The 18,235-nt window shown below is 60.9% G+C and carries 15 protein-coding genes; 6 read left to right on the top strand and 9 right to left on the bottom strand.

Annotation, left to right across the window (positions count from 1 at the left end):
* From truC to syd, 3 genes are all read right to left on the bottom strand, one after another.
* A complete protein-coding gene (truC, locus tag GVK32_RS04395) occupies positions 1-795 on the bottom strand; it encodes a tRNA pseudouridine(65) synthase TruC (RefSeq protein ID WP_159865564.1) in 795 nt (264 codons plus the stop codon).
* Positions 795-1,124 (bottom strand): YqcC family protein, encoded by a 330-nt coding sequence (locus GVK32_RS04390; protein WP_159865561.1) that lies wholly within the window; start codon positions 1,122-1,124, stop codon positions 795-797. Before GVK32_RS04390 ends, truC begins: the two co-directional genes overlap by 1 nt.
* Positions 1,125-1,755: 631 nt before the next feature.
* Positions 1,756-2,301, bottom strand: coding sequence for a SecY-interacting protein (gene syd / locus GVK32_RS04385; protein WP_143717444.1), 546 nt, complete (start codon positions 2,299-2,301; stop codon positions 1,756-1,758).
* A gap of 68 nt (positions 2,302-2,369) precedes the next feature.
* Between syd and queF the strand changes: the two genes are divergently transcribed.
* The 5 genes from queF (at position 2,370) to GVK32_RS04360 (ending at position 9,097) form a co-directional block, all read left to right on the top strand.
* The gene (gene queF / locus GVK32_RS04380; RefSeq protein WP_159865558.1) at positions 2,370-3,215 is read left to right on the top strand and encodes an NADPH-dependent 7-cyano-7-deazaguanine reductase QueF; all 846 of its coding nucleotides are present in this window, start codon (positions 2,370-2,372) and stop codon (positions 3,213-3,215) included.
* Positions 3,216-3,329: 114 nt separating this feature from the next.
* The gene (gene ppnN, locus GVK32_RS04375; protein WP_159865555.1) at positions 3,330-4,697 is read left to right on the top strand and encodes a nucleotide 5'-monophosphate nucleosidase PpnN; all 1,368 of its coding nucleotides are present in this window, start codon (positions 3,330-3,332) and stop codon (positions 4,695-4,697) included.
* Positions 4,698-5,294: 597 nt separating this feature from the next.
* Positions 5,295-6,584, top strand: coding sequence for an HAAAP family serine/threonine permease (locus GVK32_RS04370; protein ID WP_159865552.1), 1,290 nt, complete (start codon positions 5,295-5,297; stop codon positions 6,582-6,584).
* Positions 6,585-6,641: 57 nt separating this feature from the next.
* Positions 6,642-8,009 (top strand): L-serine ammonia-lyase, encoded by a 1,368-nt coding sequence (locus tag GVK32_RS04365; protein WP_159865549.1) that lies wholly within the window; start codon positions 6,642-6,644, stop codon positions 8,007-8,009.
* A 149-nt stretch (positions 8,010-8,158) separates the two neighbouring features.
* The gene (locus GVK32_RS04360; protein WP_159865546.1) at positions 8,159-9,097 is read left to right on the top strand and encodes a sulfonate ABC transporter substrate-binding protein; all 939 of its coding nucleotides are present in this window, start codon (positions 8,159-8,161) and stop codon (positions 9,095-9,097) included.
* Between the two features lie 150 nt (positions 9,098-9,247).
* Here the strand turns inward: GVK32_RS04360 and GVK32_RS04355 are convergent, their stop codons facing one another.
* From GVK32_RS04355 to ssuD, 6 genes are read right to left on the bottom strand one after another with little or no spacing between them, the layout of a single operon-like run.
* Complete coding sequence (locus GVK32_RS04355) at positions 9,248-10,126, bottom strand: MetQ/NlpA family ABC transporter substrate-binding protein (RefSeq protein WP_159865543.1); 879 nt, start codon at positions 10,124-10,126, stop codon at positions 9,248-9,250.
* Positions 10,123-10,821, bottom strand: coding sequence for a methionine ABC transporter permease (locus GVK32_RS04350; RefSeq protein ID WP_041146996.1), 699 nt, complete (start codon positions 10,819-10,821; stop codon positions 10,123-10,125). The genes GVK32_RS04355 and GVK32_RS04350 overlap by 4 nt, the downstream gene beginning before the upstream one ends.
* Complete coding sequence (locus tag GVK32_RS04345) at positions 10,818-11,837, bottom strand: methionine ABC transporter ATP-binding protein (protein ID WP_159865540.1); 1,020 nt, start codon at positions 11,835-11,837, stop codon at positions 10,818-10,820. The genes GVK32_RS04350 and GVK32_RS04345 overlap by 4 nt, the downstream gene beginning before the upstream one ends.
* Positions 11,834-13,240: an LLM class flavin-dependent oxidoreductase gene (locus GVK32_RS04340; RefSeq protein ID WP_159865537.1), complete on the bottom strand. Its 1,407-nt coding sequence runs from the start codon at positions 13,238-13,240 to the stop codon at positions 11,834-11,836. Before GVK32_RS04340 ends, GVK32_RS04345 begins: the two co-directional genes overlap by 4 nt.
* Before the next feature lie 39 nt (positions 13,241-13,279).
* Positions 13,280-14,674, bottom strand: a complete 1,395-nt coding sequence (locus GVK32_RS04335; protein ID WP_159865534.1) for an FAD/NAD(P)-binding protein — start codon at positions 14,672-14,674, stop codon at positions 13,280-13,282.
* Positions 14,675-14,718: 44 nt separating this feature from the next.
* A complete protein-coding gene (gene ssuD, locus GVK32_RS04330; protein WP_041147000.1) occupies positions 14,719-15,891 on the bottom strand; it encodes an FMNH2-dependent alkanesulfonate monooxygenase in 1,173 nt (390 codons plus the stop codon).
* A 271-nt stretch (positions 15,892-16,162) separates the two neighbouring features.
* Here ssuD and GVK32_RS04325 point away from each other — a divergent pair, with 271 nt between their 5' ends.
* Positions 16,163-18,106, top strand: a complete 1,944-nt coding sequence (locus GVK32_RS04325) for a sigma-54-dependent Fis family transcriptional regulator (RefSeq protein WP_159865531.1) — start codon at positions 16,163-16,165, stop codon at positions 18,104-18,106.
* Positions 18,107-18,235: the final 129 nt, after the last annotated feature.

The following is an 18,235-nucleotide window of genomic DNA, read 5'->3' as shown; positions in this document are numbered from 1 at the left end:
TTATCTCCCTGGATTGACCTCAATCCGTTCATCCTGACCGCTGTCGTCTGCAAACTCAACCCTTTCATTTAACGGCAGAAGGCCTCGCCAGCCAAACTGCGACAGCGCCCGCATCCACACGTCGTCCAGGCTGGCGCGAATAACCAGCGGCTCGCCGGTAAACGGATGGGTTAACGAGAGCTGGCTTGCGTGCAGCATCAGGCGGTCGCAGGCAAAGTTTTCCACCGCGCTGCGGTTCTGCCGCAGATCGCCGTGCTTGCTGTCGCCGATAATCGGGTGGCGCAGGTGGGAGAGATGGCGGCGCAGCTGGTGCTTACGTCCCGTTTTAGGCTCCAGCTCAACCAGGCTGTAGCGCGTCGTCGGATAGCGTCCGGTGGCGACCGGCATCTCTACCGTCGCCATGCCACGATAGTGGGTGACCGCCGGCTGCGGGCCTTTATCTTCGCGGGCGAACTTATCGGCTATTTTGTCCAGCTCTTCAACCAGCGGATAATCGAGCAGCGCCTCTTCGGTCAGCCAGCCGCGAGCAATGGCGTGGTAGCGTTTTTGCATCTGGTGCTGCTCAAACTGCTGCGACAGCCGTCTTCCCGCCTCGCTTGATAGCCCCATCAGCAGCACGCCGGAGGTCGGCCTGTCGAGGCGATGGGCGGTAAAGACGTGCTGGCCAATTTGATCGCGCACCGTTTGCATGACCACCACTTTCTCATCGCGATCCAACCAGCTGCGGTGGACCAGCCAGCCGGAGGGCTTATTGACCGCCACCAGCCACTCGTCCTGATAGATAATCTCCAGCATCAGGCGTCGTCGCTCGCAAAAAGGGTATCCAGCAGCAGCAGCTCCGCCAGCACGCGATCGCGCAGCGGGTGGGCGGCATCAAGGGCCATCTCATAATAAGGGGCGACGGCAAAACTCTGCGGCAGCGGCTGCTCGGCGTCCAGCAGCTGATGCATACGCGGGATCAGCACCCACTGCAGCCACTCCAGCGGCTCCATGGTATCCATGCAGAACGGGCTGTCGCTGGCAAAGGCGCTGCTTTGCGGCACGTTTTCCTGCCAGTACTGCGTTTCGCGCAGCAGCGCTTCAATAGCGTGCAGGCGCTCGCACACGCTGAGGTGAAGAGTCATGGGAAAACCTCGATGAGTTGTAAACCGGCGCAGAATAGCAAATTCAGAAGAGAAATAAAAAAAGGGAGCACTGTATAAACAGTGCTCCCGGTTCGTTTCGCAGCAATCCAGCTACATTGGTGCTCCCTGCTCGTCCGTGAAAACTTTTCCTGAGGTCTCCTGACCATGTTCATCCATAAACCAGTGCGTCCTGCTTTCACACCACCCCGATGTGAAATTACCTGTCCTTAAGTCTATCCCGATCTTCCTGATCCACCGTTCATCATGAGCGGCTCACGTTCTCCATCCTGGAGGTGTCCTTTACGCCATCCTGCGTTATCCTGCGCTTCATCCTGAAGCCTGTCCTTGCTACGCCTTCCCGGCGGGTCCTGCAGAAGTGTCATCATCCTAATGTTCACTTCATTTCGCGACTTCCTGTCGACGTACATAGGATCACTGATTCCGCCTCGTCTTACAACCCTTCATACGACAATCTCTTAAGATTAGTCACCACAAAAAAAGACGATATAAAACCTAACCAGCTGAGTTAAAATGATTTATTAAAAATTAAATAGTTGAAAAATGACTTAAATGATGACGATCTCTTACAGGTCTTGTAAGAGATCTCTCACAAACGGGCAGGCATAATGGATTACACAACCGGATCGAGCTGGTTGAGAAAACTCGCCAGGGAGGCAGAAAGGGTCGTACGTTTGCGCGTGCCGAGGGTCTCTTTGAGGACTTCGCCGCTGACGTTACAAACGGAGATAACGTCCAGCTCGCTGTCCAGCGTGGCGATAAACAGCGTCGGCGACAGCTTCAGGCGTTTTTGCACCACCAGATGGCCAATCAGATTTTCCTGCATGCGCTGGAAGTCATCCGGGCTCCAGGCCTGCAGCAGGGTCATCGTTTCGCCCGCAAAGCGCGCCTGCATATCGCCGGCGAACTGGGTGGTATAATAACTATGAGCCGGCTGTTGTACCACAATATCGAAGGCCCTTTCAACCGCGCTGATATTGGCGGGGAGGGAAAAGGGCTGCGGCTGCCAGAAAACGGCGTCGGCGTCCGTCGCGCTGATGCAGGGCGACGGGATGCCGTAAAGCTCTTCGCTGCGCGGCAGGCTTGCGCGCTGCTGCTGCCAGGCGTCGCAATAACGTTGGGTAAATGCTTGCAGCGCTTCTGCGGTCTGATTGTCCACCGGTTTCTCTCTTCACGTTAGCCAGGATACACTTAGCGAATAGTGTACCCGCTTTACTATGGTGAAACATGTCTTCTTATGAGAATCATCAGGCCCTCGCTGGCCTGATACTCGGTAAATCAACCGCTTACCGTGATACCTACGACGCGTCCCTGCTGCAGGGCGTGCCGCGCAGCCTGAACCGCGATCCGCTGGGCCTGCACGCCGACAGCCTGCCCTTCCACGGCGGCGATATCTGGACGCTGTACGAGCTCTCCTGGCTGAATGCAAAAGGTCTGCCGCAGGTTGCGGTGGGCCACGTCGAGCTGAGCGATACCAGCGTGAACCTGGTTGAGTCCAAAAGCTTTAAGCTCTATCTCAACAGCTTCAACCAGACCCGCTTTGCCGACTGGCAGGAGGTGCAGGCGACCCTGACGCGCGACCTTAGCGCCTGCGCGCAGGGTGAGGTGACGGTTGCGCTCTATCGCCTCGACGAACTCGAAGGCCAGCCGGTGGCCCATCTGCACGGTACCTGCATCGACGATCAGGATATCGAAGTTAATAACTATGAATTCAGCACCGACTACCTGCTGGACGCTGCCGGCGACAAAATCGTCGAAGAGACGCTGGTGAGCCATCTGCTGAAATCCAACTGCCTGATCACCCACCAGCCGGACTGGGGTTCGGTGCAAATCCAGTATCGCGGGCCAAAAATCGATCGCGAAAAGCTGCTGCGCTACCTGGTCTCGTTCCGCCACCATAACGAGTTTCACGAACAGTGCGTCGAGCGGATCTTCAACGACCTTCTGCGCTTCTGCCGCCCGCAGTCGCTCTCCGTCTACGCCCGCTACACCCGCCGCGGCGGCCTCGACATCAACCCGTGGCGCAGCAACGCGGACTTTGTTCCGGCTATTGCTCGTCTGGCGCGTCAGTAGTAAAGAATTTTCACAACTTTGCGTGCCTTCACGCGTACGCAAGGTTGTGAAAACGCCGCAGGCAGGGCTATTGTAATCACAGGAAGACGATAATCGTCCTGTTAAGGAGTTCACTTGATTACACATGTTAGCCCGCTTGGTTCAATGGATATGCTGTCACAGCTGGAAGTGGATATGCTTAAACGCACCGCCAGCAGTGACCTGTATCAGCTCTTTCGCAACTGTTCGCTTGCCGTGCTCAACTCGGGGAGCCTGACCGATAACAGCAAAGAGCTGCTGTCTCGTTTTGAAAACTTCGATATTAACGTGCTGCGTCGCGAACGCGGCGTGAAGCTGGAACTGATCAACCCGCCGGAAGAGGCGTTCGTTGACGGGCGGATTATCCGTTCCCTGCAGGCCAACCTGTTTGCCGTGCTGCGCGACATCCTGTTCGTTTACGGGCAGATTCATAATACCGTTCGTCTGCCGAACCTCGACCTCGAAAGTTCGGTGCATATCACCAACCTGGTGTTCTCGATTCTGCGCAACGCCCGCGCCCTGCACGTTGGCGAAGCGCCCAATATGATTGTCTGCTGGGGCGGCCACTCGATTAATGAGACCGAATATCTCTACGCTCGCCGCGTCGGGACCCAGCTCGGCCTGCGCGAGCTGAATATCTGCACCGGCTGCGGCCCGGGCGCGATGGAAGCGCCGATGAAAGGCGCCGCGGTTGGCCATGCCCAGCAGCGCTACAAAGACAGCCGCTTTATCGGCATGACCGAACCTTCGATTATTGCCGCCGAGCCGCCGAACCCGCTGGTGAACGAACTGATCATCATGCCGGATATCGAAAAGCGCCTTGAGGCGTTCGTGCGCATCGCCCACGGTATCATTATCTTCCCGGGCGGGGTGGGTACGGCGGAAGAACTGCTCTATCTGCTGGGCATTTTGATGCACCCGGCCAACAAGGCGCAGGTGCTGCCGCTAATCCTCACCGGACCAAAAGAGAGCGAGAACTATTTCCGCGTGCTGGATGAGTTCATCGTCCACACCATGGGCGAATCGGCGCGTCGCCACTACAAAATTATCATTGACGATGCCAGCGAAGTGGCGCGTCAGCTGAAGAAAGCGATGCCGCTGGTCAAAGAGAGCCGCCGGGAAACCGACGACGCCTACAGCTTTAACTGGTCGATTCGTATTTCGCCGGACCTGCAGATGCCGTTCGATCCGACGCACGAGAACATGGCCAACCTCAAGCTTTACCCGGACCAGCCGGTGGAAGTGCTGGCCGCGGATCTGCGCCGCGCTTTCTCCGGGATCGTCGCCGGGAACGTCAAAGAGGTCGGCATCCAGGCGATTGAAAAATTCGGCCCTTATAAGCTGCACGGCGATGTGGAGATAATGCGCCGGATGGACGATCTGCTGCAGGGCTTTGTCGCCCAGCACCGCATGAAGCTACCGGGCGGCAGCGCCTATATCCCTTGCTATGAAATAGGCTCCTGAGCCCTGTTCTGACCCTCCCGGGCGGCGGCTAACGCCCTGCCCGGGCAATCCAACCCGCACTCCTGCATCCCAGCGCTCCTCCGCTCCCGTTCTCCCGTTCTCCCGTTCTCCCGTTCTCCCGTTCTCCAGCACGATAATCTGCTGCTCCCGGCTCTCCCGCCCCTCCTTTCTGAAATCCATTTTCTTTGTGAATGTTTTGTAGCTTTTTACAAAGCCAATCGTTTGCCTTTCCAAAAACAGCAATAAATATCACCACAAAAAAGACGTTTGATAGCTAAAACATCGATAACATCCAATTTTTACAGCGCAAACCTCGTTATTACGCCGCCACGCTTTTATCTCATATGCTGCAAATGCTAGCCTTCGCGCCATAAATATCTGGCTGAACATCAGAAACAGACTGTTGGACTAAAAATATCCACCTTGAAAGTGGATTATTGCAATTGAGATCGCGATCACTGATAGATTTCCAATATGAATGTATCTTCCCGCCCCACTTGTTACGGAGAAAATCACAAAAAAACCGTAAACAAACGAATTTAATACTACTTAATTGATTTTATTTATTATTTTTGTCGATTCCTCCAGGAGATACAGATGGAAACCACGCAAACCAGCACTATCGTTTCGGGCGAAACCCGCAGCGGATGGCGCAAAACAGATACCATGTGGATGCTGGGCCTGTACGGCACCGCTATCGGCGCGGGCGTTTTGTTCCTGCCGATCAACGCCGGCGTCGGCGGTATGATCCCCCTGATCATCATGGCTATTCTGGCTTTCCCGATGACGTTCTTTGCCCACCGCGGGATGACCCGTTTTGTGCTTTCCGGGAAGAATCCGGGAGAAAACATCACCGAAGTCGTAGAAGAACACTTTGGCGTTGGCGCAGGTAAGCTAATTACCCTGCTCTACTTCTTTGCTATCTACCCTATTCTGCTGGTTTACAGCGTCGCGATTACCAATACCGTCGAGAGCTTTATGCTGCACCAGCTACAGATGACGCCGCCGCCGCGCGCTATTCTGTCGCTGATCCTGATCGTCGGGATGATGACCATCGTTCGCTTCGGCGAGCAGATGATTGTGAAAGCGATGAGCGTACTGGTCTTCCCGTTCGTGGTCGCCCTGATGATTCTAGCGCTGTATCTGATCCCTGAGTGGAACGGCGCGGCGTTGGAAACCCTCTCCCTGAGCAGCGCAACCTCTACCGGCAACGGCCTGTGGATGACCCTGTGGCTGGCGATCCCGGTGATGGTGTTCTCCTTTAACCACTCGCCGATCATCTCCTCCTTCGCCGTGGCGAAGCGTGAAGAGTACGGCCAGGGCGCGGAGAAGAAATGTTCCAGCATCCTCGCTCGCGCTCACATCATGATGGTCATTACCGTGATGTTCTTCGTCTTCAGCTGCATACTGAGCCTCTCCCCTGCGGACCTGGCGGCGGCGAAAGATCAGAACATCTCGATTCTCTCTTACCTGGCGAACCACTTTAACGCCCCGCTGATTGCCTGGATGGCGCCGATCATTGCGATGATTGCCATCACTAAATCCTTCCTCGGCCACTATCTCGGCGCCCGTGAAGGCTTTAACGGCATGGTGATTAAATCCCTGCGCGGTAAAGGTAAATGCATCGAAATCAACAAGCTGAACAAAATTACCGCGCTGTTCATGCTGGTCACCACCTGGATTGTGGCGACGCTGAACCCAAGCATTCTCGGCATGATCGAAACCCTCGGCGGCCCGATTATCGCGATGATTCTGTTCCTGATGCCGATGTACGCGATTCAGAAAGTCCCGGCGATGCGCAAATACAGCGGCCACGTCAGCAACGTCTTCGTGGTGCTGATGGGCCTGATTGCTATCTCCGCTATTTTCTACTCCCTGTTCAGCTAATCTCCCCCTCGCGCCGCCTGCCGGCGGCGCGCTTTCCGACAGTTCTGGATGTGCATCATGATCAGCGTATTCGATATCTTTAAAATCGGCATTGGCCCTTCCAGCTCCCACACCGTGGGGCCAATGAAAGCGGGCAAACAATTCACCGACGACCTTATCGCGCGCGGGCTGCTTGCCGACGTCACCACCGTCATCGTCGACGTATACGGCTCCCTTTCCCTGACCGGCAAAGGCCACCATACCGACATTGCGATTATTATGGGCCTGGCGGGCAACATGCCCGATAGCGTCGACATTGACGCCATTCCGGCGTTTATTCAGGACGTCAACACCCACGGGCGGCTGATGCTGGCAAACGGCCAGCAGGAGGTCGACTTCCCGGTTGACCGCTGCATGAACTTCCATGCTGACAATCTGTCGCTGCATGAAAACGGCATGCGCATTACCGCCCTCGGCGGCGATAAGGTGCTCTACACTCAGACTTACTACTCCATCGGCGGCGGTTTTATCGTCGACGAGCAGCACTTCGGCCAGAGCAACGACGCGCCGGTGGCCGTGCCTTATCCTTACAAAAACGCGGCTGATTTACAGCGACACTGCAGCGAAAGCGGGCTCTCGCTTTCCGGCCTGATGATGCAAAACGAGCTGGCGCTGCACAGCAAAGAAGAGCTGGAGCAGCACTTTTCCGCCGTCTGGGACGTGATGAGCGGCGGTATCGAGCGCGGCATCAGCACCGAAGGGGTGCTGCCGGGCAAGCTGCGCGTCCCGCGCCGCGCCGCGGCGTTACGCCGGATGCTGGTCAGCCAGGACAATACCAACAGCGATCCGATGGCGGTCGTTGACTGGATTAACATGTTCGCCCTGGCGGTGAACGAAGAGAACGCCGCCGGCGGCCGCGTGGTCACCGCGCCAACCAACGGCGCCTGCGGGATCGTGCCGGCGGTACTGGCCTACTACGATAAGTTTATCCGCAAAGTTAACGCCAACTCGCTGGCGCGCTACCTGCTGGTAACCAGTGCAATTGGCTCACTGTATAAGATGAACGCCTCGATTTCCGGCGCCGAAGTGGGCTGCCAGGGCGAGGTTGGCGTCGCCTGCTCGATGGCGGCGGCCGGCTTAACCGAACTGCTGGGTGGTAGCCCGGGCCAGGTGTGCATCGCCGCCGAAATCGGCATGGAGCACAACCTCGGCCTGACCTGCGACCCGGTTGCCGGCCAGGTTCAGGTGCCGTGCATCGAGCGTAACGCCATCGCCGCGGTGAAGGCCGTCAACGCCGCCCGGATGGCGCTGCGCCGCACCAGCGAACCACGCGTGTGCCTGGATAAGGTTATCGAGACGATGTACGAAACCGGCAAGGATATGAACGCCAAGTACCGCGAAACGTCGCGCGGTGGCCTGGCGATGAAAATCGTGACCTGCGATTAATGCCCTTTCCCGGCGGACGACCGTTCGCCGGGCCTCTCCCCGCAGTCCCACCTGAAAGCCATTTCGGTTATATAAATTAAAATTTAGTTATTTATTGGTTATAAGTACGATTTGCTACCTTACGGGAAACCGCTACCGGAGAACAAATCATGTCAAAAAGGTTCCATCTGGCCCTGCTGCCGCTGCTGCTCGGTCTGTCCGCTTCCGCGCTGGCGAAGGCGCCGGAAACCGTCAACATTGGCTACCAGAAAGCCAATATTTTCGCCCTGCTGAAATATCGTGGCACCCTCGATGAGACCTTCAAAAAAGAGGGGATCGCCGTGCGCTGGGTGGAGTTCCCCGCCGGCCCGCAGATGCTGGAAGGGCTGAACGTCGGCAGCATCGATCTGGCGGCTACCGGCGACGCCCCGCCGGCCTTCGCTCAGGCGGCGCAGGCGGACCTGGTTTATCTCGCCCACTCCCCGGCGAACCCCAAAACTGAAGCCATCGTGGTGCCGGAAAGCTCAACCATTCGCAGCGTGGCCGACCTGAAAGGCAAGCGCGTGGGGCTGAATAAAGGCTCTGACGTCAACTACCTGCTGGTAACCGCGCTGGAAAAGGCCGGGCTAAGCTATAAAGATATCACTCCGGTCTATCTGCCGCCGGCCGACGCCCGCGCCGCCTTCCAGCGCGGCGCCATCGATGCCTGGGTTATCTGGGATCCGTACCTTGCCGAAGTTGAAACCAACGCTAAGGCGCGGCAGATCCGCAACGCCGAAGGGCTGGTGCCGCACTACACCTTCTATCTCGCCAGCCGTAAATTTGCTGAATCCTATCCGGATACCGCGAAGCAGGTCGTTGATGAGCTGGGCAAGCTGAGCGACTGGGCCAACGCCCATCAGGACGATGCCGCCGGGATTTTGTCGACCTCCACCGGGCTGGATAAGGCTATCTGGCTGAAAGCGCTGGCCCGCCTGCCCTACGGCGCCGAGCGCATGACGCCCGCGGTCTATAACGAACAGCAGACGCTGGCGGATACCTTCACCCGCGTTGGCCTGCTGCCGGTCAAAGTGGACGTGCGCAGCGCCACCTGGTCGCAGGACAAGTAGTGTTTACCGGCGACGATTTTCTCCGTCGCCGGCTTCCTTACCAACAAAAAACCCACCTATAAAAATTAATATATTCAATATGTTAATTGAATAAAACAGCAACATCAGGACGGGCCTTCGCCCGTCCTGCGAGATGCTCATCGGCACAGATTATTCAGCGGAAACCGGTACCAGCACGTCTTTCACCAGCGGATCGTCGGTGGTTTTCAGCCAGGTCTGGATGCGCGGGTCGGAAAACGCCTGCTTTAATTTGACGATATTCTCCTGCGACAAATAAGGCGTGCCGATGACCAGCTGCGACGCGAAGGTGCGCGGCGCCGGCGGGAATAAAATCCCTCTGTCCCGCGACACCTTTCCGGCATCAAACTGCGAGACATAGCCGATTGCCGCATCCACCGAATTGAGCGCGCGCGGCATGGTGAGCAGATCCAGCTCTTTGAAATTAAACTGATGCGAGTTGCCGACGATATTTTTCAGCTTCGCCGTGCGCGGCTCCACCGCCGGGTCGAGCGTAATCAGGCCGATGCGCTGCAGCAGCCACAGCGCCTGCCCTTGGTTGGCGCCATCGTCCGGCACCACGATCGTCGCTCCGTTCGGCAGATCCTTGACCGACTTATAGCGATCGGAGTAAATCCCAAAGGCCCACTGGAACACCGGCACCGTGGTGGAAAGCGCGAAGCCGTTAGCGTCCACCACCTGCTTGAGCCACCACTGGTGCTGATAGATGGTTCCGGCGTACTCCCCCTGCGCTACCGCGCGATCCGCCTGCACCGGATCCTGTACCCCCACCGCCTCCAGCTTCAGGCCATAGTCCGGCGCGATATGCTCGCCGATGTACTCAATGATCCGCTGCTCGCCGGCCATCGCCGGTTCATAGTGAATTTTCAGGGTGGTGCCGAACACCACCTGCTGCGACTGGGCCTGCCCCCGCCACCACCAGAAGGCGACGGCCAGCGCCACAATCACCACCAGCGCCGCCAGCCACGGCCAGCGGCGGGCCTTACGTAACTCAAACTGTTCTGTTGTCATGAAGAGATCCCCTGCGTGTGGCGAAGTTTGTTGACCAGGCGGTCACCGAAAAATTGAATCAGCTGGATAGTGGCGATCAGCGCGATAATGGTGGCGATCATGATGTGATTGTCGAAGCGCTGATAGCCGTACACCACCGCCAGATAACCAATCCCTCCCGCGCCGATGGTGCCAGCAATGGCGGAATATTCGATCATCGACACCAGGTTGAGCGTCACCGCCGCCACCAGCGCGGGCAGGGCTTCGCTCAACTGGGCGCTGCGGATAATCTGCCAGCGCGAGCCGCCGCAGACGATCCCCACGGCGGTGACCTCCGCCGGCAGCTCGCGCAGGGCGTTCTCCACCAGCCGGCCAAAAAACGGCACTCCGGCGGCGATCATCGGCACCACGGCGGCCGGGATGCCGATCGTGGTCCCGGTGAGCCAGAAGGTGAAGGGAATGATCGCCGCCATCAGCACCAGAAACGGCAGGGATCGCCCCATGTTCACCACCCAGTTCAGCACCCGATAGAGCGCGGCGTGCGGAAACAGCCCCCGTGACGAAGCGTTGAACAGCACCACCCCGACCGCACCGCCGAGGGTCACCACAAACAGCATCACAATGGCCACCATCAGCCAGGTTTCGCCGTAGGCCGGCAGCAGCAGCGTATGGATCTCGCTCCAGGGCGTATCCTGGCTGATTACCGAAGGTTTCATACTGCCTCCTTGAGTTCCGGCGCGTCGTCGAGGACCTCGGCCGCGATGCCGAGCTGCGCCAGCAGCGCCAGCATCCTACCTGCCGACAGACGCTCACCCTGAAAGCGCACCCCCGCCTGCAGCCGCCCTGCCAGCCGGCCGTTTATCACCTCAACGTGGCCGCCGAGCAGGTCAATCTGCAGCGCAAACTGCTGGCTCAGGCGGCTGATCCAGTCGGTGGCCACCGGCACATCCCAGCGATAGCTCAGGCGCAGCAGCAGATCGCTGCGGGCCGCCACCGGGGAGAGCGGCAGCAGCTGCTGGCCCAGCAGAGAGTCCGGACGCGCCAGCAGCTCTTTCACCTCGCCGAACTGGAGGATCGCGCCGTCGCGAATTTCGGCGACCGCATCCGCCGCCGCGCGTACCGCGTCCATCTCGTGGGTAATCAGCACGATCGCCAGCCGGTACTCATCGCGCAGACGCTTAAGCAAATTGAGCACCGCGGCGGTAGCCTGCGGGTCCAGACCCGAAGTGGCCTCGTCCGCCAGCAGCACAGAAGGACGCAGCGCCAGGGCGCGGGCGATGCCGATGCGCTGGCGCTGGCCGCCGGAGAGCTGGGCCGGCCAGGCGTCGGCTTTATCGCTCAGGCCGACGCTCTCCAGCAGTTCGCCAACCCGGGCTTTGACATCCCGCTCCACCACCCCGAGATACTCCAGCGGCAGGGCGATATTTTGCCAGGTCGTTTTGCGGTTCAGCAGCGCCGAGGACTGGAAAACGGTGCCGATCGCCCGCCGCTCACGACGCAGCGCCTCGCCGCTGAGCAGCGACAGGTCGTTGTCGTTAACCCGGATGCTGCCGCTGTCGGGACGCTCCAGCAGGCTGATGCAGCGCGCAAGGGTCGATTTACCCGCGCCGCTTGGCCCCACCACCGCGGTGATAGAGCCGGTCGGCACCCGCAGCGACAGCCCTTTCAGCACCTCGCTGACCCGCCCGCCCGTCGTGCGGTAGCTTTTATGCAGGTCGTCTATCTCGATCATGTCACCTTCTCCCCTGCCCCGGCGTCGATGCGCACGCCGCGCCGGTAGCCGGCTCCCGGATGCGGGGCCACCAGCCGCGGCCCGGCGCCGAACAGTTTTTCGCGCAGGGTGCCTTCGCGGTACTCCTGCTTGAAGACGCCGCGCTGTTGCAGCTCGGGAATCAGCAGCTCCACCACGTCGCGGAAGGTTTCGTGGGTCACGGCGTAGGCGAGGTTAAAACCATCGACGTCGGTCTCCTCGACCCACGACTGCAGCTCGTCGGCCACGGTTTCCGCGCTGCCGACGATCAGCGGGCCGAAGCCGCCAATGCCTACCCAGTCGGCCAGCGCCTGCACCGTCCACTGACGGTCAGGGTCGGCGGTGGAAAAGGCCTCAACCGCCGACTGAATAGCGTTGGTATGCAGATACTTCAGCACCTGATCCGGCTGATACTGGCCGAAGTCGATCCCGGTCCAGCCGGAGATCAGCGCCAGCGCCCCCTCGTAGCTGACGTAGGATTTATACTCCTGCCATTTGGCCTGCGCCTCGCGGTCGGTTTCGCCGACAATGACCGTTTGCAGGTTGAAAATCAGGATGCTGCGCGGATCGCGCCCGGCCTCCGCGGCGCGGCGGCGAATGTCGGCCACCGTCTTTTTAAGCAGCGTTTTTGACGGCGCGGCGACAAACACGCACTCGGCGTGGCCGGCGGCAAACTGCTTCCCGCGGCTCGACGCCCCGGCCTGATAGAGCACCGGGGTACGCTGCGGCGACGGCTCGCAGAGGTGGATCCCCGGCACCGAGAAGAAGTTGCCCTGGTGGTTGATCGGATGGATTTTCTGCGGATCGCTGAAGATCCCCCGTTCGCGATCGCGCAGCACCGCCCCGTCTTCCCAGCTGCCTTCCAGCAGCTTATAGACCACGTCGAGATACTCGTCGGCGTAGTCGTAACGCGCATCGTGATCGGTCTGCGCCTGATGACCGATGTTGCGCGCCCCGCTTTCGAGGTACGAGGTCACGATATTCCAGCCCACCCGGCCTTTGGTCAGATGGTCAAGGGTCGACAGGCGGCGGGCAAAGGGATAGGGATGCTCAAATGACAGCGAGGCGGTCAGGCCAAAGCCGAGGTGCTCCGTCACCAGCGCCATCGGGGTAATCAGCGCCAGCGGATCGTTCACCGGCACCTGCGTCGCCTGGCGAATGGCGGCATCACCATTGCCGTTCAGCACGTCGTAGATGCCCAGCACGTCGGCAATAAACAGGCCGTCGAACTTACCGCGCTCGAGAAGGCGCGCGAGGTCAACCCAGTAGTCCAGATCCTTATACTGCCATGAGCGGTCGCGCGGGTGGGTCCACAGCCCCGGCGACTGGTGGCCGACGCAGTTCATATCAAAAGCATTAAGACGAATTTCGCGTTGTGATGACATAGCACTTCTCCAGGGCGCGTCCCGACAGGGGGCACACGCTTAATCATGAATAACGAAAGAACCCTCGAGCCCCAGCGTCGCCAGTGCTTCGGCCGCCACCGCGGCGGCATGGTCGGCGACCTGCGGCAGCCCCATCAGCTCGCCAAAACGTCCGCGAGCCGCCGGGCCAGAAATCAGCACCTTTGGCGTCACCGCGCCCCCGCGGCCAATCGCCCGGGAGCGCGAATCGACGTCGAGCCCGAGCCCCAGCGCGTCGGCGCGGATCAGCCCGTCCCGCGCCAGGTCGCGCAGCAGCGGCTGGCTGTCGGTCAGACCGCCGTGCGCGGGGCCGGTAGTGAGGATCAGGCGATCGACGGTCAGCGATTGAGGGTCGCCGCGGCGCGGGCTCAGGGTCAGGGTCAACCGGCCGGCATCGCCCTCCAGCGCCATCAGCCTTGCCGCCTGCACCTTCAGGCTACCGTCGCGCTGGCGCTGGCTTAGCACATCCGCGACCTGCGGGGCGATGCGGTAGCGATGCACATCCCAGTAGCTGCGCAGATGGCGCAAGAAGCGCTGGCGGTCGGCCAGGCAGAGCCCCTGCCAGATGCTCTGTCCCTGGTTACGCACCGCGTCCAGCACCACCTGCCACGGCTGGCTCTGCTCGGCGGCGTGACGAATATCTTCCCGCACCCGCCGCAGCCGCTGGCGCAGCGAGCCCTCGCGATAGTCGCCGGGCCACGGCTCGGCGGCGGCGCTGATATTCCCGCGGGGCAGCAGGCCGTGGCGCGAAAATGCCGTCACCGGGCCGCGATGCCCGAGCCGCGCCAGGGTGGCGATCGTGTCGGCCATGGTCAGCCCGGAGCCCATCACCGCCACCCGCGCATCCGGCGCAACGTCGGCAAGCGCGTCCGCACGCCACGGGTTGGCAATCAGCGCCGGATGGTCGCGAAATGGGACCGCCAGGCGCGGCAGCGCCGGCGGCGGATGGCTCACCGCAAGGATCAGCAGATCGCTTTTCAGCAGCCGGCCGCCGGCGGTGGTGACGCCGCGCGGGCCATAGCTCAGCGCCTCTTCCCGCAGGTGCACCAGCCGTCCGTCGCTCGCCCGCAGCGCATCGGCAAAACGCTGGCTGACGTAGCGGCCAAACTGGCCGCGCTGCGGATAGAGCGCCCCGTCCTCACGCCGCGCCTGCGGATCGTCGGCGAACGCCGGCTGGTCGCGATACCAGCGGTCGAAAGCACCCTCCTCCTCGCCGGCCAGCTGCATCCGCGCGGCGGGGACGTTGATGCGATGGGAGGGCTCGGCGGTGGAGTAGGCCACCCCCGCGCCGGGCATCGCGCGCGGCTCCAGCAGCGTCACCCGCAGCCCGTTTGGCGCCAGGCGCAGCAGCTCAATCGCCACGGCGGCGCCGCTGAACCCACCGCCGATAATGACCACCTGCGGTTCAGCGCTCATCGGCAATCCCCCTCTGGAGGCAGAAAAGCATGTACACCTCCCGCTCAGCTGGCGCTGACCTGTTTAACCGGCCGCTTATCGCCGCCGATGGTTTCGCCAAACGGGCCGGTATTCACGCTGCGCGCTTTCGGCTGGGCGCTGCCGGCAAGCGGCAGCAGCGGCATGACCAGGTCGGCAAAGCGGTGGGCCTCTTCGAGATGCGGATAGCCGGAGAAGATAAAGTTGGTGATGCCGAGGGCCTGATATTCGCGAATGCGATCCGCGACCTGCTGCGGGCTGCCGACCAGCGCCGTGCCCGCCCCGCCGCGCACCAGCCCGACGCCCGCCCACAGGTTCGGGGCGATGCGCAGGTTGTCACGGGAGCCGTTATGCAGGGCGCTCATCCGCGCCTGGCCTGCGGAATCCATGCGGGCAAATATTTTTTGCGCCTGGGCGATGGTGTCGTCATCCAGATGGGCAATCAGGCGGTCGGCGGCGGCCCAGGCCTCCTCTTCCGTTTCGCGGACGATGACGTGCAGGCGAATGCCGTACTCCAGGGTGCGGCCGCGGGCGGCGGCGCGCTCGCGCACGATGGCCAGCTTCTCCGCCACCAGAGCCGGCGGCTCGCCCCAGGTCAGATAGCTATCGATTTGCTCAGCGGCAACGTCAATGGCCTCCTCCGAAGAGCCGCCGAAATAGAGCGGAGGGCCGTTTTCCTGCACCGGCGGGAAGAGCACTTCCGCCCCCTCAACCTGAATATGCTCGCCGTGATAATCCACCTTTTCGCCTTTCAGCAGGCGCGAGTAAACGTCAAGAAATTCACGGGTAACCTGATAGCGCTGGCTATGGTCGAGGAAAATTCCGTCGCCTTTGTTCTCCACCGGATCGCCGCCGGTAACCACGTTGATCAGCAGCCGGCCCTCCGACAGGCGGTCGAGGGTTGCCGCCATGCGCGCCGCCAGCGTCGGCGGCTGCAGCCCCGGGCGTACCGCCACCAGATAGCGCAGGCGGCGGGTTAACGGCGCCAGCGCCGCGGCGACCAGCCAGGAGTCTTCGCAGCTTTTGCCGGTGGGGATCAGCACGCCGTAGTAGCCGAGGCTGTCGGCGGCCAGCGCAACCTGCTGTAAATACGCTAAATCAACGGGACGTCCGCCTTCGGTGGTGCCCAGATAGCGGCCGTCGCCGTGGGTGGGTAAGAACCAAAACACGTTGATCTTATCGCTAGCTTTCTGCGTCATTATCCATTCCCTATATAACCATATTCGATATTCATCGAAGAGTTGTTTAAATTTGGTTATATGGGTGTTAGCGATAATCGTGCCAACGCGGCAATGAAATTTAAGCTAATAAAATCAAATAATTAATAAAACAACTCGCCCGCCAGGCTGTTGCAAATGCGTCAGCGGATGGGACCAGGCTGCCGCTTTTGCAACAAAACCACAGGGTTTGCCCGTGTTTATCGCCGCCAACAGAGGATAAGTTCAAGGCGTTATTTAGCGGAGGACTACCATGCTCAATCCTGACCCCCCGGCCGATACCCCGGTGCTGATCGACCCGGCATCAAAGGCCTTTCAGAACCTGTTGGATAAACTGGCGCCCACCGAGGCCACCGTGCTGATCGTCGGTGAAACCGGCACCGGTAAAGAGGTGGTCGCCCGCTACCTGCATCACCACAGCAGCCGCCGCCAGCAGCCCTTTCTCGCCGTGAACTGCGGCGCGCTCACCGAGAGCCTGGCGGAGGCAGAGCTCTTCGGCCACGAAAAGGGGGCGTTTACCGGCGCGGTGCAGAGCCATCCCGGCTGGTTTGAGGCCGCCGAGGGCGGCACGCTGCTACTCGATGAGATTGGCGAATTAAGCCTGCCGCTGCAGGTGAAGCTGCTGCGCGTGCTGCAGGAACGCGAAATTACCCGCGTCGGCTCGCGCAAGGCGGTCAAAGTCAACGTGCGGGTGATTGCCGCCACCCACGTGGATTTGGCGCAGGCGATCCGCGAACGCCGCTTTCGTGAAGACCTCTATTACCGCCTGAATATCGCTATCGTCCCGCTGCCGCCGCTGCGCCAGCGCCGCCAGGATATTCCCCTGCTGGCCAACCATTTCCTGTCGCTCTATGCCCGCCGGCTGGGACGCCCGACCCGCTATCTGGCGCCGGAGGCGCTGGACCGGCTGATGGACTACCCGTGGCCCGGCAATATCCGCGAGCTTGAAAACACGCTGCATAACGCGGTCCTGCTCAGCAGAGAGGAGGAGATTACGCCGGCCCAGCTGCGCCTGACCACGCTGCACGCCGCGCCGCTGACGGCAACGGATCTTGAGCTGGACGACTTTATCCACCAGCAGCTCGCCCAGCCCGGCGACGCGCTGTGGGAGCGCATGACCGGCGCGCTGATCCGCGGCGCGATGGCCCACTGCGACGACAATCAAAGCCAGGCCGCCGCCCTGCTGGGGATAAGCCGCCACACACTGCGTACCCAGTTGGCCAATATTGGCGTGATTAAGAGCCGCCGCCGGGTGGAATCGGCTCCGCGCCGGCTGGCCGAAACCGCGTCCGTCGACCGCGAGCTGCGCATCGGCTATCAGCGCTTCGGCAACCTCGGCATTTTAAAGGCCCGGCAGAGCCTCGAAAGCGCCTTCTCCAGCCTCGGCGTCAGCGTGCTGTGGAGCGAATTCCCGGCCGGGCCGCAGCTGCTGCACGCCCTCGCCTGCAATGAGATCGATTTCGGCACCACCGGCGAAGCGCCGCCGGTCTTTGCCCAGGCCAGCAGCGCCGAGCTGGTGTACGTCGCGTGGGAGCCGCCGGCGCCGCAAAGCGTGGCGATGGTGGTGCCGCAGCATAGCGAGATCCGCACGCTCGGCGATCTGCGCGGCAGGCGTATTGCGCTGAATAAGGGCTCAAACGTACACTGGCTGCTGCTGCAGATTCTGGAAGAGGCCGGGCTGAGCCTGAATGACGTGAAGGTGGTCTACATCCCGCCGAAGTATCCGCTCACCGCCAGCGATTATCTGGCGGTAGACGCGTGGATGATGTGGGACCCGCTGCTCAGCGACGCCGAACATACCGGGGAGCTGCGGGTGGTCGCCAGCGGCGAGGGCCGGGTGCACAACCATCAGTTCTATCTCTCGCGCCGCGATTACGTCAATCATAACGGCGACATCATGCAGCGTCTGCTGCACGAGCTGACGCAAACCGGGCAGTTTATCGATAGCCGGCGCGAAGAGGCCGCCGGACTGCTTGCCGCCGAATTAGGCATTAACGTCGATTCGCTGGCCCTCGCCCTCGCGCGGCGCAGCCATCGCCCGCGGATGATGGATCTTAAGGTCATCCGCGCCCAGCAGACCATCGCCGACCGATTTTATGCCCTCGGGCTGATCGGCAAACCAGTTTCCGTGCGCGAAGCGGTGTGGTACGGCGAAGCGGCCCACAGCGACCTGAGCCTGCTGCTGCACGCCGATTAGGCCGCTTTGCGAGGCGCATTCCCGATTATCCCCGCGCCGATAGCCTCCTGTGCACGGCAATGATACCCTTACATTTATGAGAACACGGCTCGGGCACGGCGCCCGGCCAGACTGGCGGACCGCTCATCT

It is taken from the genome of Klebsiella sp. 18074, assembly GCF_902705905.1.
Lineage (GTDB): Bacteria > Pseudomonadota > Gammaproteobacteria > Enterobacterales > Enterobacteriaceae > Klebsiella > Klebsiella terrigena.
The sequence above is the reverse complement of the archived record's forward strand: the minus strand, read 5'-3'. Positions and strand labels throughout refer to the sequence as shown.